The organism is Anaerotignum sp., from assembly GCF_051877975.1.
Lineage (GTDB): Bacteria > Bacillota > Clostridia > Lachnospirales > Anaerotignaceae > Anaerotignum_A.
Genome location: NZ_JBJEJK010000018.1, coordinates 1 through 21,222 on the forward strand (window position 1 = coordinate 1; position 21,222 = coordinate 21,222).

At 49.9% G+C, this 21,222-nt stretch carries 23 protein-coding genes; 22 read left to right on the forward strand and 1 reads right to left on the reverse strand.

Going from position 1 to position 21,222, the window contains the following annotated elements:
• Positions 1 to 196: 196 nt before the first annotated feature.
• From ACI39P_RS03010 to ACI39P_RS03060, 11 genes are all read left to right on the forward strand, one after another.
• The gene (locus ACI39P_RS03010) at positions 197 to 982 is read left to right on the forward strand and encodes a peptidylprolyl isomerase (RefSeq protein WP_439719214.1); all 786 of its coding nucleotides are present in this window, start codon (positions 197 to 199) and stop codon (positions 980 to 982) included.
• A 21-nt stretch (positions 983 to 1,003) separates the two neighbouring features.
• Complete coding sequence (locus tag ACI39P_RS03015; protein ID WP_439719215.1) at positions 1,004 to 1,480, forward strand: hypothetical protein; 477 nt, start codon at positions 1,004 to 1,006, stop codon at positions 1,478 to 1,480.
• A 148-nt stretch (positions 1,481 to 1,628) separates the two neighbouring features.
• The gene (locus tag ACI39P_RS03020; protein ID WP_439719216.1) at positions 1,629 to 2,069 is read left to right on the forward strand and encodes a hypothetical protein; all 441 of its coding nucleotides are present in this window, start codon (positions 1,629 to 1,631) and stop codon (positions 2,067 to 2,069) included.
• Positions 2,070 to 2,233: 164 nt separating this feature from the next.
• Positions 2,234 to 2,734: an SEC-C metal-binding domain-containing protein gene (locus ACI39P_RS03025; RefSeq protein ID WP_439719217.1), complete on the forward strand. Its 501-nt coding sequence runs from the start codon at positions 2,234 to 2,236 to the stop codon at positions 2,732 to 2,734.
• A 4-nt stretch (positions 2,735 to 2,738) separates the two neighbouring features.
• Positions 2,739 to 3,800, forward strand: a complete 1,062-nt coding sequence (locus ACI39P_RS03030; RefSeq protein ID WP_439719218.1) for an L-threonylcarbamoyladenylate synthase — start codon at positions 2,739 to 2,741, stop codon at positions 3,798 to 3,800.
• 15 nt (positions 3,801 to 3,815) lie between these two features.
• Entirely contained in the window at positions 3,816 to 4,244 is a 429-nt protein-coding gene (gene rpiB, locus ACI39P_RS03035) for a ribose 5-phosphate isomerase B (RefSeq protein ID WP_439719219.1), read from the forward strand.
• A gap of 11 nt (positions 4,245 to 4,255) precedes the next feature.
• Positions 4,256 to 4,882 carry a uracil phosphoribosyltransferase gene (gene upp / locus ACI39P_RS03040; protein WP_439719220.1) on the forward strand — a complete coding sequence of 209 codons (627 nt, stop codon included), beginning with the start codon at positions 4,256 to 4,258 and terminating at the stop codon, positions 4,880 to 4,882.
• 34 nt (positions 4,883 to 4,916) lie between these two features.
• Positions 4,917 to 5,132: a hypothetical protein gene (locus ACI39P_RS03045; RefSeq protein ID WP_439719221.1), complete on the forward strand. Its 216-nt coding sequence runs from the start codon at positions 4,917 to 4,919 to the stop codon at positions 5,130 to 5,132.
• A gap of 67 nt (positions 5,133 to 5,199) precedes the next feature.
• Positions 5,200 to 6,252, forward strand: a complete 1,053-nt coding sequence (locus ACI39P_RS03050; protein ID WP_439719222.1) for an MraY family glycosyltransferase — start codon at positions 5,200 to 5,202, stop codon at positions 6,250 to 6,252.
• A 275-nt stretch (positions 6,253 to 6,527) separates the two neighbouring features.
• The gene (locus ACI39P_RS03055; protein ID WP_439719223.1) at positions 6,528 to 7,472 is read left to right on the forward strand and encodes a DnaD domain protein; all 945 of its coding nucleotides are present in this window, start codon (positions 6,528 to 6,530) and stop codon (positions 7,470 to 7,472) included.
• 32 nt (positions 7,473 to 7,504) lie between these two features.
• On the forward strand, positions 7,505 to 8,494 hold the full coding sequence (locus tag ACI39P_RS03060) for an ATP-binding protein (protein WP_439719224.1): 990 nt from the start codon (positions 7,505 to 7,507) through the stop codon (positions 8,492 to 8,494).
• Positions 8,495 to 8,524: 30 nt separating this feature from the next.
• Here ACI39P_RS03060 and ACI39P_RS03065 read toward each other — a convergent pair whose 3' ends face one another.
• Positions 8,525 to 8,950 carry an EamA family transporter gene (locus ACI39P_RS03065; RefSeq protein ID WP_439719225.1) on the reverse strand — a complete coding sequence of 142 codons (426 nt, stop codon included), beginning with the start codon at positions 8,948 to 8,950 and terminating at the stop codon, positions 8,525 to 8,527.
• 214 nt (positions 8,951 to 9,164) lie between these two features.
• Between ACI39P_RS03065 and spoIIE the strand changes: the two genes are divergently transcribed.
• The 11 genes from spoIIE (at position 9,165) to dusB (ending at position 21,107) form a co-directional block, all read left to right on the forward strand.
• Positions 9,165 to 11,573, forward strand: a complete 2,409-nt coding sequence (gene spoIIE, locus ACI39P_RS03070; protein ID WP_439719226.1) for a stage II sporulation protein E — start codon at positions 9,165 to 9,167, stop codon at positions 11,571 to 11,573.
• Positions 11,574 to 11,653: 80 nt separating this feature from the next.
• Positions 11,654 to 13,015: a tRNA lysidine(34) synthetase TilS gene (gene tilS / locus ACI39P_RS03075; protein ID WP_439719227.1), complete on the forward strand. Its 1,362-nt coding sequence runs from the start codon at positions 11,654 to 11,656 to the stop codon at positions 13,013 to 13,015.
• Positions 13,012 to 13,542 carry a hypoxanthine phosphoribosyltransferase gene (gene hpt, locus ACI39P_RS03080; RefSeq protein WP_439719228.1) on the forward strand — a complete coding sequence of 177 codons (531 nt, stop codon included), beginning with the start codon at positions 13,012 to 13,014 and terminating at the stop codon, positions 13,540 to 13,542. The genes tilS and hpt overlap by 4 nt, the downstream gene beginning before the upstream one ends.
• Before the next feature lie 186 nt (positions 13,543 to 13,728).
• Positions 13,729 to 15,642, forward strand: coding sequence for an ATP-dependent zinc metalloprotease FtsH (ftsH, locus tag ACI39P_RS03085; protein ID WP_439719229.1), 1,914 nt, complete (start codon positions 13,729 to 13,731; stop codon positions 15,640 to 15,642).
• 14 nt (positions 15,643 to 15,656) lie between these two features.
• Entirely contained in the window at positions 15,657 to 16,058 is a 402-nt protein-coding gene (locus tag ACI39P_RS03090; RefSeq protein WP_439719230.1) for a thioesterase family protein, read from the forward strand.
• Positions 16,059 to 16,124: 66 nt separating this feature from the next.
• Positions 16,125 to 16,925, forward strand: a complete 801-nt coding sequence (locus ACI39P_RS03095) for a biotin--[acetyl-CoA-carboxylase] ligase (RefSeq protein ID WP_439719231.1) — start codon at positions 16,125 to 16,127, stop codon at positions 16,923 to 16,925.
• Positions 16,926 to 16,927: 2 nt separating this feature from the next.
• Positions 16,928 to 17,302 carry a DUF6145 family protein gene (locus ACI39P_RS03100; RefSeq protein WP_439719232.1) on the forward strand — a complete coding sequence of 125 codons (375 nt, stop codon included), beginning with the start codon at positions 16,928 to 16,930 and terminating at the stop codon, positions 17,300 to 17,302.
• Between the two features lie 258 nt (positions 17,303 to 17,560).
• Positions 17,561 to 18,208: an ECF transporter S component gene (locus ACI39P_RS03105; RefSeq protein ID WP_439719233.1), complete on the forward strand. Its 648-nt coding sequence runs from the start codon at positions 17,561 to 17,563 to the stop codon at positions 18,206 to 18,208.
• A 177-nt stretch (positions 18,209 to 18,385) separates the two neighbouring features.
• Complete coding sequence (locus tag ACI39P_RS03110; RefSeq protein WP_439719234.1) at positions 18,386 to 19,165, forward strand: type III pantothenate kinase; 780 nt, start codon at positions 18,386 to 18,388, stop codon at positions 19,163 to 19,165.
• A 15-nt stretch (positions 19,166 to 19,180) separates the two neighbouring features.
• Positions 19,181 to 19,948: a type III pantothenate kinase gene (locus ACI39P_RS03115; RefSeq protein ID WP_439719235.1), complete on the forward strand. Its 768-nt coding sequence runs from the start codon at positions 19,181 to 19,183 to the stop codon at positions 19,946 to 19,948.
• Positions 19,949 to 20,141: 193 nt separating this feature from the next.
• Entirely contained in the window at positions 20,142 to 21,107 is a 966-nt protein-coding gene (dusB, locus tag ACI39P_RS03120) for a tRNA dihydrouridine synthase DusB (RefSeq protein ID WP_439719236.1), read from the forward strand.
• Positions 21,108 to 21,222 lie beyond the last annotated feature (115 nt).

Genomic DNA, 21,222 nt, shown 5'->3' on the forward strand with positions numbered 1-21,222 from the left:
CCATGAAAGCAGCAGTCTGCAGAAAAAATTTTTATAGAGTCATTTGACGATGGCCCAGGGGGAAGAGGTGCATCGTTTTGGGGGCGCTCCGAATGTTAATAGATTTTTAAGAATTTCTAAATTGACATGGTTTCTTTCAATAGAGTACAATAGCCTTTGGCTATAAAGAAAAAATTGGAAAGTGGAGGAATTTGATATGAAAAAGAGAACCCTTGCGCTGGCTCTGGCGGCAGTATTGGCTTTGGCTGGCTGCGGCGGCGGAACATCCGCGGAAAATGCAGACCAGGCAGCAGATACAGATACAACAGAAATTTTGCAGGCACAGATGCCGGAAGAAGGCGATGAAATTGCAGTCATTACCACTTCTGCAGGTGTGGTAAAGATGATGTTCTATCCCGAAGAAGCACCTAAAGCGGTGGAAAATTTTAAAACACTGGCAAAAAGCGGCTATTATGACGGCCTGTTGTTCCATCGTGTTATTGATAATTTTATGGTGCAGACCGGCGACCCGGAAGGCACAGGCAGAGGCGGCGAAAGCTGTTGGGGAGAACCTTTTGAAGATGAAATTTCCGCAAAGCTGCATTATTACAGAGGCGCAGTTGCCATGGCAAACAGCGGCCCCAATACAAACGGCAGCCAGTTCTTCATTGTACAGCAGAAAGATGTAATGGAAGATGCCCTGACAGCTTTGAAGGATGCAAGAGATAACAATGAAGAAGAACTGGGCGTTACCCTGACGGATGGGCAATATTATACCTTCAGCCAGCTGTTCCCCGATGCGGTGCTCAATTACTACAGAGAGCAGGGCGGCGCTGCCCATCTGGAATATGTTTTCGGCAATCCTTATACGATTTTCGGCCAGGTATTTGAAGGACTGGATGTGATCGATGCCATTGCAGGGGCAGAGACCGATGAAAACGATAAGCCTGTAGAAGATATTACCATTGAAAGCATTACATTTGAAAGCTATACAGCAGAGTAAGCCTGGAAGGAATTTGGGAAGATGAAAAAAAGAATGTTGACGATGATGCTGGCGGCTTTTGCGGCAGTCGGCATGGCAGCCTGCGGCAGCAAGGAAGTGGCTACCCAGGAAGTAGAATATGATATGATGTTTGAAAACCAGACAGGGAAAGATGTTTCCAAGCTGGAGATCCGCTATGCGGATGATGTGGATTGGTCTGAAATCACCCTGACAGAAGCAGAATGGAAAAACAGCTATGAAATGCCCGTTTCTATGGCAGGGCAGATGCCTGTGGCAGAAGACGGCTGGCAGGTGCAGATGACTTTCGATGACCATGAAACCATGATTTGGGAAGGCGTGGATTTTGCAGATGAAACAAATCTCACTTTTTCCATCGGGCCAGATGGCCAGCCTTTGGTAGAGATTGGCATAGAAGCCCCTGAAACAGGGTTGACGGAAACAGAAGCCCCGGAGACAGAATTCGACGGGGATGCGGATGAACTGGAAATGGAAGAATAAAAAAATAAGAAGCATGTTCTGGAAAAAGGACATGCTTTTTGTTTTTGTAAGAAAGTCTTAATGAAAATGTCGGAGATTTCTAAGAATCATTTGCTACACTATACAATAGAAAAAGAAAGGGGCGGTGTAAAAAAAGGAGGAATTTTATATGGAGAAAAAGCTGGAAAAAATTTTGGTTTTGGTAACAGCGCAGAAAAGTTCTCTGCGATTGATCGAATATGGTTTTGAGGTTGCCCAGTCCTGCGGAGGAGAATATCACATTCTTCATGTGCAGAAGGGCGATAGTTTGTTTCAAAGCAATGACAGCCTGAAGCTGCTGCAGAATCTGGCGGATTATGGCTGCAGAAGGGGCGGCATCCTCCATCTTGCCTGCGAAGGAGATGTGGCTGCCTATATCGGCCGCTTTGCCGAAGCGGAAGAAGTGACCCAGGTGATCCTGGGGCAGCCGCCCGCGCCGGAAGGGAAAAAAGGCAAAAAGAAAAGAGAAAGCGAATTTGAAAAAATTCTGGCAGCCCTGCCGGAGGGGGTAAAGGTATTGCAGTATCCCCCTGCGGAGCTGGAACAGGCAGACAGACGAAAAATCGGATAAAAAATGCTGGCCCTGGGGGTTGTTTCCCGGGGCTTTTCTTTGGAAATACGGGATTTTCCATTGCTGAATTTGCTTTTTTTGTTGCAAATGGGGGGAAATCATAGTATTATTTGAAAGAATGGAGTAATCTGTGAAAAAATAAGAATTTCGAAGGAGAGACAATCATGAGCTTATATGAAAATTGGATGAAAAAGGCATTTTCTCAGGAAGGGCGCAGCATCGAAGCCATCTGGGAAGAATATCTGCCCAAAGAACAGAAAATTTATGAATACATCATCGGCGGAAAGGTGGAAAAAGTAGAAGGCAAGATTTCCGAACTGGCGGAACGCTTCAACATGACAGCAGAACAGATCGTTGCTTTCGTGGATGGCATCAATGCAGCCCTGCCCGAACAGATCGAGATGAAAGAACTGACAGAAGACAGCGATATCTGCCTGCATATCGATTTTGAAAAACTGTATAAACTGATGATCGAATACAAAGCAGAACACCTGTCCAGCCTGCCCCAGTGGGATGGTATCTTCGATGAAGAAACCAGAAAGAGACTGGCAGTGGAACAGAAAAGATCCAGAACAATCGTAAAAGGCGAAAAGATCGGCCGTAACGATCCCTGCCCCTGCGGTTCCGGCAAAAAATATAAAAAATGCTGCGGCGCAAACGCATAAGACCATGAAGACGATACTGGCAAAGGTCGACCTGAGCCAGCCCGAATCTGCAAAAGTCATCCAGACGGCTGCAAAAATCTTGCAGGAAGGAGGTCTGGTTGCTTTTCCGACAGAAACCGTTTACGGCTTGGGCGGAAATGGACTGGATGGTTCGGCCTGTGAAAAAATTTACCTTGCCAAAGGGCGCCCTTCGGACAACCCTTTGATCTTACACATTTCCGAATTTGAAGAACTGAATGCCATTGTGCGGGAGATTTCCCCAGCGGCAAAAAAGCTGATGGATGCCTTTTGGCCCGGCCCTTTGACGATGGTATTCCCCAAGGCGGATATCGTGCCTGCCAAGGCGACAGGCGGGCTGGATACGGTTGCCGTGCGCTTCCCCAGCCATCCGGTGGCAAGAGCCATCATACGGGCGGCAGGCCTGCCCATTGCAGCCCCCAGCGCCAATTCCTCCGGTAAGCCCAGCCCTACCCGTGCCTCCCATGTGGAATATGACCTGAATGGGAAAATCGATATGATCGTAGATGGCGGCGCGGCGGAATGGGGGCTGGAATCTACCATTGTGGATGTTTCCGGTGATGTGCCTATGATTTTGCGCCCCGGCGCGGTGACAAAGGAAATGATGGAGGAAGTCGTTGGGACAGTGGAAATTGACCCGACGATCCTGTCAAAGCCTGCGGCGGATTTGAAGCCTAAGGCACCGGGAATGAAATATACCCACTATTCCCCTAAGGCGGAGGTCGTTCTGGTGAAAGGGGAAAGACAGGCGGTTGCCGATGAGATCAATCGTCTGGCGGCTGTCGATATGTCCTGCGGAAAGAAAACAGGCGTCATGGCGACGGAGGAAACCAAAGACCTCTACCAGGCAGATGTCATCCTTTCTTTAGGCAGCAGGGAAAACCTTGAGGAAATTGGGGCGAACCTGTTCAAATTATTGCGGAAATTTGACTTTCTGGGAGCGGAAAAGGTCTATTCCGAAGTATTTTCCGAAGAAGGAGAAGGAATGGCCATCATGAACCGCCTGAATAAGGCGGCAGGCTATCAGATCATTGATTTAGATAAATAAAAAGGAGTGTTTTATATGCTGGCATTGGGCTGTGACCATGGCGGTTACCCTTTGATGAAAGAAGTCATCAAATATTTGGAAGACAACAAGATTGAATATAAAAATTTCGGCACATTCTCTGAAGAATCTGTGGATTATCCTGTATACGGCAAAGCCGTTGCCCATGCAGTGGCCGATGGGGAATGCGAAAAAGGCATCCTCATCTGCGGTACAGGCATTGGAATCTCTATTACGGCGAATAAAGTGAAAGGTATCCGCTGTGCCCTGTGCGGGGATGTTTTTTCCGCAAAAGCGACAAGAGAACATAACGATGCCAACATTCTGGCCATGGGCGCCAGAGTGACAGGCCCCGGGCTGGCTCTGGAAATCGTCAAAGTCTTTTTGGAAACACCGTTTTCCAATGATGAACGCCATATCAGAAGAATCAATCAGATTGAAGACTGAGAGGTCATAGTATGAGCAAATTTTTCGTATCTGAGCATCCCCTGATCCATACCAAAATGGCGATGCTGAGAAGCAAGGAAACAGGCACAAAGGAATTCCGTGAGATCATTGGGGAAGTGGCATCTTTGCTGTTTTATGAAGCCACCAGAGAGCTGCCCCTGACAGATGTAGCGGTAACAACCCCCATCGCTGCTGCCACCTGCAAGACTATCGATACCAAGCTGGCAGTGGTGCCCATCCTGCGGGCAGGCATCGGTATGACAGATGGTATCCTGCATCTGGTGCCTACGGCGAAGATCGGGCATATTGGTTTGTATCGGGATGAAGAAACGCTGGAGCCTGTGGAATATTACTGCAAGCTGCCTGCCGATGTGGCAGAAAGAACGGTATTTCTGGTAGACCCTATGCTGGCTACCGGCGGCTCTGCCGATGCGGCCATTGGCTTTTTGAAGGCCAGAGGCGTGCAGAAAATCATCTTCCTGTGCATTTTGGCAGCACCCACCGGTGTGGAACGCCTGCAGAAGAACCACCCTGATGTAGATATCTATGCGGCGGCCTATGACGGCAAGCTGAATGAACACGGCTATATCGTGCCCGGGCTGGGGGATGCCGGCGACCGTATCTTCGGTACAAAGTAACATTGGCATAAAAGCGGAAGGGTTCGGGAAACGAGTGTCCATCACTTTGCTCCGCAAAGCAGGCTCTGCCTGCTGCCCCATCTTGGGCGGTGAGTTAGTTTCCCGAGTGGAATCCGCAGGCGGTATGGCAGTTCGCAAGGCAAAGCGGCCGAAGGCTGCTGCTTGCAGTGCCTATATTTCCGCCGAGGAAAACAGCGAGTTTCAAGGCATTTATGCCGCTGGAATGAGTCTGTTTATTCTTCTGTTATAACTCGCCAAAATCCTGATTTTGGCGAAGGATGGTGGCTGTGCCGCCATTCTGGGAGGAGAGATTCATTTTGACAGAACATAATTGGTTATTGTATATTGCAGCTTTTGCCTGTGCCTTCGCCATTACCCTGGTGACGACACCCTTTGCCAAATGGCTTTCCATGAAATGCGGTGCCATCGATTATCCAAAGGACAGAGGCGTGCATAAAAAACCGATGCCCCGTATGGGCGGGGTAGCCATCGTGCTGGGGTTTATCATTACAGTATTGATGGTGTATCATTTTGATAAAAGCATGGATGCCAAGCAGTTTGCCGGCTTTTTGATCGGCGCGCTGCTGATTGCAGGCTTGGGCATGGTGGATGATATGAAAAATCTGCCTGCGAAGCTGAAATTCTGTGTGCAGGTTTTGGCGGCGCTGATCGTTATTATGTCCGGCACGCGGATTCAGGTGGTGCTTTGGCCTGTGACGACCTATCTGCAGAAATTCAGCATCCCTATTACGCTGGTTTGGATCGTTGGGGTGACCAATGCCGTAAATCTGATCGATGGTTTGGATGGCTTGGCGGCGGGGGTTACCTCTATTGCGGCCCTGAGCCTGATGGTGCTTTGCATTATGACCGGCTCTACCACGGCGGTGGTGCTGACGGCTGCATTGGCGGGGGCATGTCTGGGCTTTCTTCCCAGAAATTTCAACCCTGCGGAAATTTTTATGGGCGATACCGGCTCTACCTTCTTGGGCTTTGTGCTGGCGGTGACCAGTATCCTGGGGGTATTCAAGGGCTATGCGCTGCTGGCGCTGATCGTCAGTGTGCTGTGTGTTGGCCTGCCCGTGTTCGATACCATCTGCGCCATGCTGCGCCGTATGGCGAAAAATCAGCCCATCATGCAGGCGGACAGAGGCCATCTGCACCATAAGCTGATCGACCATGGCTTCAGCCAGAGACAGGCGGTGCTGATTATGTATACCATCAGCCTGCTGCTGGGGCTTTTGGCTATCTTTATCAGCTTTAAGGATTCCGGTACCATCGTCGTTATGGTGCTGACGGTGATTGTATTGTGCTTTATCATCTATTATTTCAATGCCCATATCAGGAATAAAAACGACAGCGATAAACAGTAACGGCTTTCTCCCTGTTTCCAAAACAGGGAGATTTTTTTGTTTGCGTTCCCCTGTTTTTGTCGTTAGAAATATGATATAATAAGCCTTGCGCCGATGTGCGCTGGCGGATATCGGCATAAGGCGAAAAAACACGGAGACGTCAGTCGACGTGTTATACTAATTTTCTAAATATCCTCATCCCAAAACTTGTTTTGGGATGAAGTATCGGGTCGAGGAGTGACCCCCTCGCAGAGGACGAGAGGGGACAGAGTCCCCCAAAGAAAGGAGAGGTGAGAATGGCAGATAAAATTGAATTGAGCAAAGCATTTATCGAAACAGAACTGCCGGCGGCACCTCCTTTGTATGTCTCTGTATATTTGATGACCCTTGTGGTAGGGCGGGATTCCGCAAAGGTGGCGGAAAAATTGCATGCCACAGAAAGCGATGTCCTGCGGGCGTGGGCCTATTGGATGGACAGAAAGGTGATGCAGAAGGGGGAGGAGAACAAACATCCCCAAAGACGCACCTTGGTTTCTTCGGAACGCCCGGAATATTCCCCGGCGGAATTGTCTATGTACATAAAAAATCAGGATGTCAAAAATCTATTTGAATCTGCTCAGAAAAAACTGGGCAAAATGCTTTCCCATCAGGATATGAGCCTCCTGTTCAGTTTTCATGATTGGCTGGGGCTTCCCTTGGATGTGATCGATCTCTTGCTTTCCTATTGTGCCGCCAATGGGCACACGGGGATGCGCTATATCGAAAAAGTTGCCCTAGGCTGGGCGGAAGAAGGCATCGATACCGTGGAAAAAGCCGCGGAATCCATCGAATTGAGAAAAACAGGCTTCCGCAGCATTTTGCAGGCCTTTGGCCAGAACCGCCTGCCTGTGCCGGCGGAAGAAACCTATATGAAAAAATGGCTCAAGGAATATAAGCTGCCCATGGAATTGATCAAAATGGCCTGTGAACGTACCGTTTTGCAGACGGGAAAGGCTTCCTTCCCCTATGCCGACAGCATTCTGCGCCAGTGGCGGGATGCAGGTGTGAAGGATGCCGCAGGGGTGGCGGAGCTGGATAAAGCCTTTGCGGCGAAAAAGAACCGGAATAATCAAACAGGGCAGAAGCCTGTCCAGAAAGAGCCGCCGAAACCGAAGCAGAATCGGTTTATCAACTATACCCAGAGTGAATGGGATTTTGCGGAGCTGGAGCGGCTGGAACGGGAACAGAGGGAAAAATGGTAACAGAAAAAAAGCGTTGATAGGAGGGGAGAAACTTGGCAACGAGAACGCAAATTTATCGGGAAGTGCTGCGGGAATATGACGCCCTGCGCACCCAAAAGACGGCGGAGCTGCGCCAACGGAAGGAAAGCCTGTATGCAAGATTTCCCCGCCTGGCGGAAATAGAACAGGAGCTTTCCCTGCTGGGGGTTTCCACGGCGAAGCTGGTGCTGCTGAGCCCCGATGCCATGGAGGCGGCAGTGGCAGAAATGAAACAGAAACAGCAGGACCTGGAAGAGGAAAGAATGGGCATCATGGCGAAAAATTGCCTGTCTCCCAGTCTGCTGAAAATGGAATATATCTGTGAGACCTGCAAGGATACGGGATATGTGGGAAATACTCCCTGTGCCTGCATGAAGCATAAATTGATGGATCGGCTCTATGACCAATCCAATGTGCGGGATATCATCAAGGCGGAAAATTTTGATACCTTTGATCTGCGCTTGTTCAGCGATACTGTGGTGCCTGCGGAAGGCATTTCTCCCAAGGAAAACGCAAAGCGCAACCTGAAAATGGCCATGGCCTTTGCGGAGGATTTCACAGGGGATAATCTGTTGCTTTACGGCGGCGCGGGCAGGGGAAAAACCTTCCTGTGCAACTGCATTGCCAAGGATGTGCTGGCCCAGGGCAAGACGGTCCTTTACCTGACAGCGGGGCAGCTGTTTAAGCAGCTGGAGGAAATGCGCTTCCATCGGGATGAGGAAGAAGAAGCTGTGGATTGGGATGGGGAACTGCTGGATGCAGACCTGCTCATCATCGATGACCTTGGTACGGAATTTGCCACCATGTTTACAGCATCGGAACTGTTCCGTATCATCAATGACAGAAAGCTCCACAAACGCCCTGTGGTGATTTCCACCAATCTGGATTATCAGGCGTTGATGGAGCAGTATTCCGACCGTGTCATGAGCCGGTTGATCGGCGAATATACCACCTTGAAATTCTTCGGGGAGGATATCCGCATGAAGAAAAAATACAATCGATAAACAAAAAGTAGAGTCCGAAAGGGCTCTTTTTTATTTGCCAATGAGAAACAGCCCTGCGGCGCAAACGGCAATGCCTGCCATCTGCTTGGGGGTAATGGTTTCATGATACAGCAAAATGCCCACAAAAAGCAGGATACAGGCCACGGTGATATTGCAGACAAGAGAAGCCAAGCTGACCTGCCACTCTGCCCGATAAACGCAGATATAGCCGAATTCCAGAAAAACGATGGAGGCGGACAGGATGAGGGTGGCCCAGTTGGCTTTTGTCATTTCCTGCAGGATATTTTTTTGCCCGCTGGTCAAAAAGAACATCACCACGGAGACGCCGCCGGCGATGAGATAGGTCAAAGCCAGAGAAGCAAAAGGGTTGATATCCGCCGGGGTGGATTTGGCGCAGGTATGGTAAAGGGTATTTGCGCCGATGACGATAAGAATAGGCCAAAGCATTTGCCACATAACAATTCCTCCTTCAAATAAAAAAGCTGTACAAAAACGAAAGGATCCTTGTACAGCAGCTTACCCGTTTCTTTTTTCTTATCTTACTGCTGATGGATGCTCTCTGCAATATGAAAATGCGAATACTGTCGAAATTTTCTTTTCCCTCTCGACTCTGTTTGACAAAAAAAGCAGTTCTATTTGATTACAATGAGCATAGATGGAGGGAAGCAGTATGGAAAAAACAGAAATCACATTGGAATATACGGAACAGGCTCCGGCTTTTGGGAAGATGATCCTGCCGAAAAAGGAACCAAAGAAACCCTTTCCCTGGAAAGCCCTGCTGAAAGGCGGCGGCTTTTGCCTGGTGGGGCTGCTTTGGGGCAGGGTGGAGCTGTTGGGGCTGCTGCGCCCCATGGGGTTAGCCTATCTTTCTGCCTTTTTCGGGGAAGGATGGCTTTTCTGGGCGGTTTGGCTGGCGGTGGGCGTGGGTTCTTTCCCCCATGCGCCCTTGAAAACAGGAGCGGGGCTGGCTGCCGCTTTTGCCATTCAGCTGACCATGGGGCGTTTCCTCCAGCGGGAAGAAATAGGTAAGAAAGCCCTTTTGGGTACCTTTGCTTCGGCTCTGGCAGGCATTTTCTTTGCCATCAGCCGCCAGGGGCTGGGGTTTTATTTTGCCGTTGCGGCAGTGGAAGGGGCATTGACCCTCGGCATCAGCTATCTGCTGCAGAAGGGCACTTCTCTGCTGCTGGAACGGGAAAAATATTTTATCCTGACCCGGGAAGAAACCCTTTCCCTGCTGCTTTTTGCCGGCGGCGCGCTGGCGGGGCTGGCATCCTTGGAACAGCCCCTTTTGCGGGATACACTCCTGCCGGCGGCTGCGGCTTTCTTCCTTCTTTTTTCCGCAAGGCAGGAAGGCATTGGCGGCGGGGCGGCTGCCGGTGTGTTTCTGGGCTTCCTGCTTTTTCTTTGCAATGGGGCGGAGCTGCCCCTTTTTGTAGCCCTCTCTTTAGGGGGAATGCTGGCGGGCTGCGTCAGAGGGTTGGGCAGGTTGGCCTCTGCTCTGGCTCTGGTGTTGGCGCCCTGCATTTTTCTGTTTTACATAGATATGACGTTGCTGGAACCGATTTGGATGGGAGGATTGGTAATCGGGGCGGTGCTGTTTTCCCTGTTCCCCAAAGGCTTGCTGGAAAAATGCAGCGGTATGCGGGAAACGGAAAGCCCTCAGGACAGATACACAAAAATGAAGGAGCTGACAGAAGAGAAGCTGCTGGGGGTTTCCGCGGCCTTCGAAGCACTGGCAAAAACCTTTGTCAAGGAAGGGGAACGAAAGGACAAGGGAGAGATTGGAAGATTGGTCGATACCATTGCAGGAAGGGCTTGTCAAGACTGCGGGCTGGCCCATTACTGCTGGGAAGAAGACCTTTATAAGACCTACAGTATGACTTTTTCCGCTTTATCCCACTGCGACAGCCGGGGAAGGTTCACCGAAGCTGAACTGCCGGAATCTTTTCGGGAGAACTGCCCGCGGGTGGAAGGGTTCGTGGAAACAGTCAACGAGGTCTATGAAATGTATCGAAGGGACTGCCTTTGGCTCAGCCGCCTGACGGAATGCAGAGAGTTGGTAGGACAGCAATTGCAGGCAGTGGGCGAAATCATGCAGACCCTTTCGGGACAGATGGAGCTCAGCTGTGTCTTTCTGGAAGGCACCGAAAAGGCACTGAAGGATGCCCTGAAAAAACAGGGATTTCGGCCGAAACAGGTAGTCGTCACAGAAGAGAAAAACAGCAGAGGGGGCACCAGAGGTTTCCGGCAGGTGCGGCTGGTACTGCCTGCCTGCGGCGGAAAAGGTATTTGCAGAGATAAGATTTTGCCTTTGGTCAAAAAGACGTTAGGCTGCCCTATGGTCTTATTGGAGGAAGGCACTTGCTCTGTAGATGGGATGGCGCGGGATTGTACCCTGCATTTTTGCGAGGAGCCGGCCTTTTCCCTGACCACTGCCACGGCCTTTGCCCCTGCGGAGGAGGGCAAACCTACGGGGGATGCAGCGGCCTTTTTGGAAACAGAGCGGGGCAATGCCCTCCTCGCTCTTTCCGATGGCATGGGCACAGGGGAACGGGCGGCGAAGGAAAGCCGCATTGCCATCGAACTGCTGGAACAATTCACGGAAGCCGGCTTTGACCGTGAACTGGCAGTTCGCATGATCAATTCCGCTTTGCTGCTGCGGCGGGGCGAGGAGACCTATGCTACCCTGGATATTTGCCATGTAGACCTGTTTGACGGACATGCGGAGTTCATCAAGCTGGGGGCTGTGGCAACCTATATCTGGCGGGGCAGCCGTATCATTTCTTTGCGCTCGATCACGCTGCCTGCGGGCATTTTGCAGCAGGTCAGCCCAGAGAAAAATGAGATACTCCTGAAAGATGGGGATATGATTCTGATGGTGACCGACGGCATAACCGATGCCCTTGGGGGCGAAGAGCAGACAGGCGTCTGGCTGAAAGGGAAGCTGACCTCCTTCCCTATGGCAAACCCCAAGGATGCGGCGGATTATATCCTGCAGGAAGCCAAAAAGGAGCGGCAGGAAGGCAGAAGGGACGATATGACCGTATTGGCCAGCCGTTTCTGGCGAAAACGGGCCTGAAACAGGATGGACTTGCGTTTTTTCCCCAATTCGTGTAGAGTGATGATACTATGGTGACAGACCAAACAAGGAGACGAATCATGCGGGAAAAAGTACGAAAGACCATCGCAAAATTTCATATGTTCCCCCCGGGTGCAAAGCTCATTGTGGGGCTTTCCGGTGGGGCGGATTCCGTGGCATTGCTGCATCTTCTGCATAGCTGGCAGGAAGAGGAGAACTGGCAGATCACCGCTGTCCATATCCATCATGGCCTGCGGGGCAAGGAAGCTGACGAGGACGCTCGTTTTGCGGAGGATTTCTGCGCTTCTCTGGGGATTCCCTGTATGGTGAAGCGGTATGATGTGGCGCAAGAGGCCAAGAAATGCGGTCTTGGCGAGGAAGAAATGGGGCGCATCCTGCGCTATGCTGCCTTTCGGGAAGCAGCCGGCGGGGAAGGCCCCATTGCCGTTGCCCACCATCGGAAAGACCAGGCGGAGACAGTGCTGATGCGCCTTTGCCGGGGGACAGGCCTGACAGGGCTTACGGGCATGTCCCCTGTGCGGGGGGATATCTGCCGCCCTCTGCTTTTCTGCGGCAGGGAAGAAATCGAGCAGTATTGCCGGGAAAACCATCTGCCCTGGCGGGAGGATGCCACCAACCATCAGGAAAAATATACCCGGAATAAGCTGCGCCTGCGGGTGCTGCCCCTGCTGGAGGAGATCAACCCCAAGGCGGTGGAACATATTGCGGAAACGGCTTCCCTTCTGGCGGCGGAGGAAGATTTTCTGGAACAGCAGGCGGAAGCTTTTTTTGCCCGGGTGCGGCTGCCCTCCGGGCCGGGGGAAGTCCGCCTTTCCAGAGAAAAGCTGAAAGCCCTCCATCCTGCCATGAAGCGGCGGGTTCTGCGAAAAGCCATGGCAAATTTTCTGCAAACTGATATTTCTCAGGCACAGATTGCAGCCATGGCAGATCTGCTGGAAAAAGAAACGGGAAAAAGCTGTGATTTTCCCGAAGGCATCTATGCCGAAAATCAATATGAAGCCTTGGTGCTTTCCCGCAAAAAAGAAAAGCATACAGAAGGCTACTGCTATGAACTGCCTGTGGACGAAGAAGTCCTCATCCCCGAAGGGGGCATTGCCGTAGGCGTTTATTTTGATGAAAAAAAAGCTGAAATTTCTGCGGAAACCTGTACGAACGTATTCGATTATGATAAAATAAAAAACACGCTGTTTTGCCGAACCAGAAAAGCAGGGGATAGGATTCCTCTGCAAAATGGCAGAAAAAAAATCAAAGATCTGTTTATCGATGAAAAGATTCCCAGAGACCGGCGTGCGGCCTATCCCCTCATTGTTATGGGGGAGGAAGTGCTTTGGGTGCCCGGTCTGCGTGCTTCCGCGGCCGCAGGGGTGGATGAACAGACGGTTCGGAAGATTTGGATTCGAATACGGAGGGTACAGGAATGAAAGAAAGAGTAGAAGTGATGCTTTCTGCGGAACAGATCGATAAAAGACTGGCAGAGCTGGCAGATGAATTATATCAGGAATTTGGTGAGGAACAGGTAGAGCTGGTCTGCGCCCTGAAGGGAGCCGTTGTGACCATTGTGGATCTGGCAAAGAAGATGAAAATGCCTGTGACCATGAATTTCATGAGCGTTTCCAGCTATGGCGACAGTACAGAAAGCTCCGGTAAGATCAATATCAAGATGGACTTGGATGAGGATATTGCCGGGAAAAATGTGCTGATCGTAGAGGATATCATCGATACCGGCAGAACCCTGAAAAAATTGAAAGAATTGCTGGAAAGCAGAAATCCCAAAAAGCTGAAACTGGTGACACTGCTGGATAAGCCCGACCGCCGTGTGGTGGATATCAAGGCAGATTATACAGGCTTTACCATTCCCGATGCTTTTGTGGTGGGCTATGGCTTGGATTATGCCCAGAAATACAGAAATCTGAATTATGTAGGCGTGCTTCATTTTGATGAGGACTGACAGAGAACAGCCGTGAACCCTTTGGTTTGCGGCTTTTTTTCGGTGTTTTTTTCGCCTGTTCTGTCAAAATCCTGCGTTGCGTTTCTTTTTAAAGTATGCTACAATTATAAATTGATATGGTCTGGTTTCTATGGGGTAAAGAAGGCCGGACAGTCAAAAGTATTATGAGAATAAGGAGGAACGCTCTTGAACAAATATTTCAAATCCATAGGGCTTTATGCTCTGGTGTTTATCGTCATTCTGGCGGCCTTGGCCTATACCGGCCCCCAGATGCTTCCCCAGGAAAAGGAAGCGGCGCAGGAAGCCTATGTTTACAGTGACCTGATGAAGGAACTGGAAGCCAATAATGTGGCATCCGTAGAGGTGGTAAAAAGTACGGAAGTCAGCGACTATGGTACTGCGGAAGCTGTCCTGAAGGATGGCAGCATCATTAGCGTAAATGTACCCAGCATCTCTACCCTGCAGGCGGAATTGGATGAAAAAGTCGTGGAAAACGGCATCAAAGTAGAAGTGGGAGATCTGCAGAGACAGAGTATGTTTTCTCAGATTGTGCCTTCCCTGATCATGCTCATCGTGATGATCATCGTATTCTCCCTTCTGTTCAACAGAATGCAGGGGGGCGGCGGCAAAATGGCCAACTTTGGCAAAAGCAAGGCGAAGATGAGCGTAGAAGGGGAAAATAAAGTAACCTTCGATAACGTGGCAGGCTGCGATGAAGAAAAGGCAGAGCTGGAAGAACTGGTGCAGTTCTTGAAAGCACCCCAGAAATTCACAGAGCTGGGGGCGAGAATTCCCAAGGGTGTGCTTTTGGTAGGCCCTCCCGGTACAGGTAAAACATTGCTGGCAAAGGCTGTTGCTGGTGAGGCGGGCGTGCCTTTCTTCAGCATTTCCGGTTCTGATTTTGTAGAAATGTTCGTCGGCGTGGGTGCATCCCGTGTCCGTGATCTGTTTGAACAGGCAAAGAAAAATTCTCCCAGCATCGTATTCATCGATGAAATCGACGCTGTCGGCCGCCGCAGAGGCGCCGGCTTGGGCGGCGGTCACGATGAAAGAGAACAGACCCTGAACCAATTGCTGGTAGAAATGGACGGTTTCGGCATCAATGAAAGCGTTATCATCATCGCTGCGACAAACCGTGCGGATATCCTGGACCCTGCCCTCCTCAGACCCGGCCGTTTCGACAGACAGGTCTATGTGGGCAGACCCGATGTAAAGGGCAGAGAAGCCATCCTGCGTGTCCATGCCAAGGGCAAGCCCATGGCCCCCGAGGTTGACCTGAAAGTAGTGGCACAGACCACAGCAGGCTTTACCGGTGCAGACCTGGCGAATCTGCTGAATGAAGCAGCCCTTCTGACAGCCAGAGACGGCAAAAAACACATTGACATGGAAGAAATCCAGAAGGCTCTGATCAAGATCGGCGTGGGTACCGAAAAGAAAACCAGAGTCATTTCCGATAAGGAAAAATACATCACAGCATATCATGAAGGCGGTCACGCCATTCTGTTTGAAGTGCTGAGTGAATTGGATCCTGTCCATAGTATTTCCATCATCCCCACGGGGATGGCCGGCGGCTATACCATGCCCCTGCCCGGTGAGGATCGGATGTATATGACAAAAATGATGATGGAACAGGAAATCGTCAGCCTGCTGGGCGGCCGTGCGGCGGAAGAACTGGTCATCAAGGATATTACCACAGGTGCTTCCAATGATATTGAACGGGCCACAGCCATGGCAAGAGATATGGTGACAAAATATGGTATGAGTGAACTGTTGGGGCCCATCCAGTTCGGCGGAGACAGCGATGAAGTCTTTATCGGCAGAGACTGGGGCCATGCCAGAAACTATGGCGAAGGCGTGGCAGCCACCATCGACCAGGAAGTCAACCGCATTGTGACAGAAGCTTATCGGGAAGCAAAACGCCTCCTGAAAGAAAATATGGAAATGCTCCACGCTACCGCAAAGCTGCTGGTAGAAAAAGAAAAGGTGACAGGGGACGAATTCCGTGCTCTGTTTGACCCAAAAGTACGCAATGAAATTTTGGGCATTGCCAATGAAGAAGAAACCGCGGAATCCGCAGAAACAACAGATATGGAAAACTGAGAGGAGAACGAATCATGGAATTCAAAAACATTGTACCCGGCATGACATTTGAAAAAGAATTTATCGTAGAAGAAGGCGATACCGCAGCACATTTCGGCAACGACCGTGTGCCTGTATTCGCTTCCCCCAGACTGATCTCCTGGATCGAAGGCACAGCCATTGGCACAGTGGCGCCTTTCCTGCCCGAAGGCTGGGAAACCGTAGGTACAACCTTCAACCTGTCCCACCTGGCAGCCACTCCCGTTGGCATGAAGGTGCGCGTGGTAACAGAAGTGACCGAAGTAAAGGGCAAACTGTTGACATACAGCGTAAAGGCTTACGATGAAGTAGATAAGATCTGCGAAGGCACCCATGGCCGTGCCATCATCGAACTGGATAAATTCCTGGGTCGTGTAAACAAAAAAGGCAACAAATAAGAAATTACATGCAAGCCCCGCGGAGACGGGGCTTTTCTTTTAGAATCAAGGAAAAGGGGCATCCCGATGGAACACTATACACAAAAGGCATTGGAAACAGCCATCAAAACAGAAAAACTGGGACATCCTGTTTATTTTTATGAGGAAACCGATACCACCAACGACCGTATTCGGGACCTGGCAGGGGAAGGTGCACCGGAAGGTACATTAGCCATAGCGGAACAGCAGACGGCAGGGCGTGGGCGCAAAGGCCGCCCGTGGCAGGCACCGGCGGGAACAGGGGTCTGGATGAGCCTGCTCTTAAGGCCAAATATTCAGCCTGTGCAGGCATCGGTGCTGACCCTATTGGCAGGCATGGCCCTGACAGAAGCGGTGGAAGAGGTGACAGGAATGAAACCCGGGATCAAATGGCCCAATGATATCCTGCTGAATGGCAGAAAGCTGGCAGGCATTCTGACGGAAATGGATTGTGATATGGAAACCATCCATTCTGTTACTGTGGGCATGGGAATCAATGTGAATACCAGGGAATTTCCTGAAGAACTGCAGAAGATCGCCACTTCCCTGTATTTGGAAGGCGGCAGAGAATATGACCGTTGTGAAGTAGTTGCCCGCAGTATGGCCCACATGGAGGCACTCTATGGTGAATTTTTGGCGGCAGGCGGCAGGTTTGCCCCTTTCCGGGAACGCTACTGTGGGAAATGCCTGAATATGGGCAAGGAGGTGCGTGTCATAGGCAGGGAGACTTTCCTTGCCACAGCGCTGGATATTACCCCCGAAGGGGAACTGATTGTAAAAAGAAAGGATACCGGAGCGGAAGAAGTGATTTTTTCCGGCGAAGTATCCATCAGAGGAGAGGAGAACTGACCATGGCAAGAAAAGTGTTGGCGGCTGCCAATAATCAGCAGCAGAAATATTATATTGAAGAGAATTTTGGCTTTTTGCCTGATGCCATCAAGGAAGACCTGAAAAAGATCTGTGTGTATATGGCGGAAAAGCTGAACTGTACCTTTGTGGTAGGGTTCGAGGAGAACGGTGACCTGTATTTTGAAACGGTAAAGCACGAAGGGGACTGCGATTTTGATGATATCGGCGCAGAACTGGAAATCAAAAAGATCCAGAAGGAAGAATTGGAACTGTTCCGTGCGATTGAACTTTGGTATGTGATTTTCTGCACAAAAGAAGGGGAGCCTGCCAAGCAGGAATTGATGCGCAGAGCCGCGGAAGAGGGAAAAACCCTGTGAAAACAGGCAAAAATCACTGAAAAAATCGAAAAATATGTTGTAATATTCGCATTTACTGTTATAATGAATTTGATTGCGTTGCAAAAGCAAAAGGGATGGAAAGCAATAGCATGACCCCTGACAGGGCAGGTATATCGGCTTTCCTTTTGCGGAAAAATGCGGCAAATGATATGATCCAAATCATCTTGTATCTGAAAGCCCCGGCCAGGCATTGGGCGGGCAAAGGGATAAGAATGAGAATGAAGGGAGCTATTTAAAATGAGCGAAATAACAAACACAACTGCTGAAAAGAAAAAGAAGGGCATGACAGCCCGTGATCTGACGACATTGGGGCTTTTGACGGGGGTTCTGCTTCTGATGAGCTTTACACCGCTGGGGTATTTCCGCACACTGGGGCTGGATATTTCCCTGATGATGATTCCTGTCGGCATTGGGGCAATGCTTCTGGGGCCGAAGGCGGGCGCGTGGCTGGGCTTTATTTTTGGGGCCACCAGCTTTTATCAGTCCATGTCCGGTTCTTCCCCCTTCAGCACGATGCTGTTCAATATCAACCCCTTTTATACCTTCCTGCTCTGCATTCCCACCAGAATGCTGATGGGTTTTTTGACAGGGGTGATTTTCAAGGCAGTACACAAGCTGGATAAAAAGAAAACAGCATGTTTTTTCATTGGCGGTTTCTTTGCTGCGTTTTTGAATACGGTGTTCTTTATGTCCGTCCTCATTCTTTGTTACTGGAACACAGAATTTATCCAGGGCATCAATGAAACACTGGGCAGCCTGAACCCTCTGCTGTTTGTGGTTGCTTTTGTCGGCGTGAATGGTGCGCTGGAAATGCCCGCAAGCTGTATTGTCGGCGGGGTGGTTTCCAAGGCAGTCAGCAGAACATTATATAAAAAGGTAGTTTAAGATACATAAATCAGAAATGCATACGGCGCGGGATGGATTTTCCCGCGTTTTTTTATAAAAGCGGAAAAAGCATTTTTCTTCTGTACTTATATTGATTTGCTCGCCGGGAGCGATGCAGGGAAGCATAGCAAGAAAAGCAAATGCTTTTTAAAATCCATTCCGAATAGGAGAAGGCAAATGTTATTGGTAATTGATGTAGGCAATACGAATATGGTTTTTGGTGTGTTCGATGGGGACGAGCTGGTGGCAAACTGGCGCCTTTCTACCCAAAGCGGGCGAACCTCCGATGAAACGGGGCTTTTGATCCGCAGTTTATTCGAATATTCCGAAGTTTCTGTAGAGGAGATCGAAGCGATCATTGTTTCTTCCGTTGTGCCCAATGTGATGTATTCCACCCTCAACGGTATCAAGAAATTTTTGAAAAAAGACCCTATCGTGGTGCGGGCGGGCATCAAAACAGGGATCAACCTGCGGATGGAAAACCCGAAAGAAATGGGGACTGACCGTATCGTCAACCTGGTGGCAGCCCATGAATTGTATGGCGGCCCGGCCATCGTGGTGGATTACAGCACGGCGACAACCTTTGATGTTGTCAGCAAGACCGGTGAATTTCTGACAGGCATCACGGCTCCCGGTTTGCAGACCTGTGCCGATGCGCTGTATCAAAAGGCGGCAAACCTGCCGAAATTTGAGATCGTTAACCCCAGCAGCATCATCACGAAAAATACCGTGGAAAGCATGCAGGCGGGGCTTGTGGTAGGTCATATTGGGGAAGCCAAGTATATTATCGAAAAGATCAGAGAACACTTTCGATGCCCCGATATGAAAGTAATCGCCACAGGCGGTCTGGGAAAAGTAATTTATGAAGAGAAAAAAGGTATTTTTGATGTATATGACCCTGTTCTGGCGCTCCATGGTCTGCGCCTGATTTATGAGAAGAACAAGAACAGAAGGTAAGTAGGAGGAAAGCAGATGCTTTTGGTAATCGATGTGGGAAACACGAACTTTGTTTTAGGCGTATACGAAGGGGAGAACCTGATCAATTGCTGGCGCATGACGACAGGGGATAATCGCACAGCCGATGAAACAGGAATTTTCATCCATGGCCTGTTCGATGCATCCGGGCTGGATGCCAAAAAGGTAGAAGCAGTCATCATTTCCTCCGTTGTGCCGGATATTATGTATTCTTTGACCCAGGGAATTCGCAAATATTTTGGGATAGAACCTATGATTGTCGGAGTGGGAATGAAAACAGGCATCATCATCAAACGGGATGATCCAAAAACTGTCGGGGCAGACCGTATCGTCGACCTGGTGGCAGTCAATGAAATTTATGGCGGCCCTGCCATCGTTATCGACTATGGCACAGCCAATACCTTTGATGTCATCAATGAAAAGAATGAGTTTATCACCGGTTTTATCACACCGGGGATTTCTTCCTGCGCCGATGCGCTGTATCAGAAAGCGGCACAGCTGCCGAAAATCGAAATCAAAGCACCCAAGTCTATCATTGCAAAAAATACGGTGGATAGCTTTCAGGCGGGCTTGGTGCTGGGGCATATCGGCCAGACCAGATATATCATTGAGCAGCTGAAGGAGCAGCTGAATCTGCCCAATATGAAGGTCATCGCTACGGGGGGCTTGGCAAAGGTCATCGACCCCAATAATGAGATTTTTGATGTGCTGGACCCTGTATTAACTTTGAAGGGGTTACGCATACTTTATGAGAAAAACAAATAACAGGCGATTCCTCGCCTGTTTTTTCTTTCGTGGGACGCTGTCCCACATCCTGTGAGGGGAATGATTCCCTTCAACCCCCATTTGAAAATCAAATTTCAAAGAAATTTGATTTTCGTATAAAAGTTTTTGGCTCGCTTTTTTCAAAAAGCGAGTGGGGGTTTGGTGCAACGCCCCAAAGAAAGAAGGTGTAAATATGAAAATTGGAAATTTGGAATTGGAAAATAACGTGTTTCTGGCACCTATGGCAGGGGTGACCGACCTTCCTTTTCGCCTGCTCTGCAAGGAAATGGGCTGCGGTCTGGTCTATTCCGAAATGGTCAGTGCCAAGGGTATCTTATATGATAATAAAAATACAACAGAACTGCTGGAAGTATCCCCGGAGGAACGCCCGGTAGCGGTGCAGCTTTTCGGTTCCGACCCGGAAATCCTTGGGAATATGGCGAAAAAGATTGAGGAGTATCCCATTGATATCATCGATGTCAATATGGGCTGCCCTGCACCGAAAATTGTGAAAAACGGGGAAGGCTCCTGCTTGATGAAAACCCCGGAACTGGTGGGGAAAATCGTCAAATCTCTGGTAGAAAGCCAGCGTAAGCCTGTGACCATCAAATTCCGAAAGGGCTTCGATGATGATCATGTGAACGCTGTGGAGATTGCCAAGGTGGCCGAGGCCAATGGTGCCTCCGCTGTGGCTGTCCATGGACGCACCAGGGAGCAGTATTACAGCGGGAAAGCCGATTGGGATATTATCCGTCAGGTGAAGGAGGCGGTCAGCATTCCTGTCATCGGGAATGGGGATATCTTTACCCCCCAGGATGCCAAAGCTCTGCTGGAACATACGGGCTGTGACGCCATCATGGTGGGCCGTGGGGCCCAGGGGAATCCCTGGATTTTCAAGCGTATTCTTCATTACTTGAAAACAGGGGAATTGCTGCCGGAACCCACTGCTGAGGAACGGGTGGAAAAGGCCCTGCGCCATTCCCAAATGCTGATTGCCTATAAAGGGGAATATATCGGCATCCGGGAAATGCGGAAGCACATGGCGTGGTATATGAAGGGGCTGCCTGGCGCGGCGGAACTGCGGGGCAAGCTGAACTATGCCGAGACCATGGCGGAAATGGAAGCCCTTTTGCAGGGATATTTGGAAAATCATAGATAAAAATAAGGCTCTCGATAGGTGATATGTTTCAATGTTGCCTGTTGAGGGCTTCTTTTTTGTAAAAATGGAAAGCGTGCTTGACATTTTACTATGGGGGTGCTATATTTGGTTTATG

What these genes read in the sequence shown, in the direction of transcription:
- ACI39P_RS03025 (WP_439719217.1), top strand. Translation starts at nt 2,234, where the DNA reads ATGAGCTTATATGAAAATTGGATGAAAAAGGCATTTTCTCAGGAAGGG.
- ACI39P_RS03055 (WP_439719223.1), top strand. Translation starts at nt 6,528, where the DNA reads ATGGCAGATAAAATTGAATTGAGCAAAGCATTTATCGAAACAGAACTG.
- tilS (WP_439719227.1), top strand. Translation starts at nt 11,654, where the DNA reads ATGCGGGAAAAAGTACGAAAGACCATCGCAAAATTTCATATGTTCCCC.
- ACI39P_RS03065 (WP_439719225.1), bottom strand. Translation starts at nt 8,950, where the DNA reads ATGTGGCAAATGCTTTGGCCTATTCTTATCGTCATCGGCGCAAATACC.
- dusB (WP_439719236.1), top strand. Translation starts at nt 20,142, where the DNA reads ATGAAAATTGGAAATTTGGAATTGGAAAATAACGTGTTTCTGGCACCT.
- ACI39P_RS03015 (WP_439719215.1), top strand. Translation starts at nt 1,004, where the DNA reads ATGAAAAAAAGAATGTTGACGATGATGCTGGCGGCTTTTGCGGCAGTC.
- ACI39P_RS03030 (WP_439719218.1), top strand. Translation starts at nt 2,739, where the DNA reads ATGAAGACGATACTGGCAAAGGTCGACCTGAGCCAGCCCGAATCTGCA.
- ACI39P_RS03095 (WP_439719231.1), top strand. Translation starts at nt 16,125, where the DNA reads ATGGAACACTATACACAAAAGGCATTGGAAACAGCCATCAAAACAGAA.
- ACI39P_RS03020 (WP_439719216.1), top strand. Translation starts at nt 1,629, where the DNA reads ATGGAGAAAAAGCTGGAAAAAATTTTGGTTTTGGTAACAGCGCAGAAA.
- rpiB (WP_439719219.1), top strand. Translation starts at nt 3,816, where the DNA reads ATGCTGGCATTGGGCTGTGACCATGGCGGTTACCCTTTGATGAAAGAA.
- ACI39P_RS03090 (WP_439719230.1), top strand. Translation starts at nt 15,657, where the DNA reads ATGGAATTCAAAAACATTGTACCCGGCATGACATTTGAAAAAGAATTT.
- ACI39P_RS03100 (WP_439719232.1), top strand. Translation starts at nt 16,928, where the DNA reads ATGGCAAGAAAAGTGTTGGCGGCTGCCAATAATCAGCAGCAGAAATAT.
- spoIIE (WP_439719226.1), top strand. Translation starts at nt 9,165, where the DNA reads ATGGAAAAAACAGAAATCACATTGGAATATACGGAACAGGCTCCGGCT.
- ACI39P_RS03010 (WP_439719214.1), top strand. Translation starts at nt 197, where the DNA reads ATGAAAAAGAGAACCCTTGCGCTGGCTCTGGCGGCAGTATTGGCTTTG.
- ACI39P_RS03110 (WP_439719234.1), top strand. Translation starts at nt 18,386, where the DNA reads ATGTTATTGGTAATTGATGTAGGCAATACGAATATGGTTTTTGGTGTG.
- upp (WP_439719220.1), top strand. Translation starts at nt 4,256, where the DNA reads ATGAGCAAATTTTTCGTATCTGAGCATCCCCTGATCCATACCAAAATG.
- hpt (WP_439719228.1), top strand. Translation starts at nt 13,012, where the DNA reads ATGAAAGAAAGAGTAGAAGTGATGCTTTCTGCGGAACAGATCGATAAA.
- ACI39P_RS03115 (WP_439719235.1), top strand. Translation starts at nt 19,181, where the DNA reads ATGCTTTTGGTAATCGATGTGGGAAACACGAACTTTGTTTTAGGCGTA.
- ACI39P_RS03105 (WP_439719233.1), top strand. Translation starts at nt 17,561, where the DNA reads ATGAGCGAAATAACAAACACAACTGCTGAAAAGAAAAAGAAGGGCATG.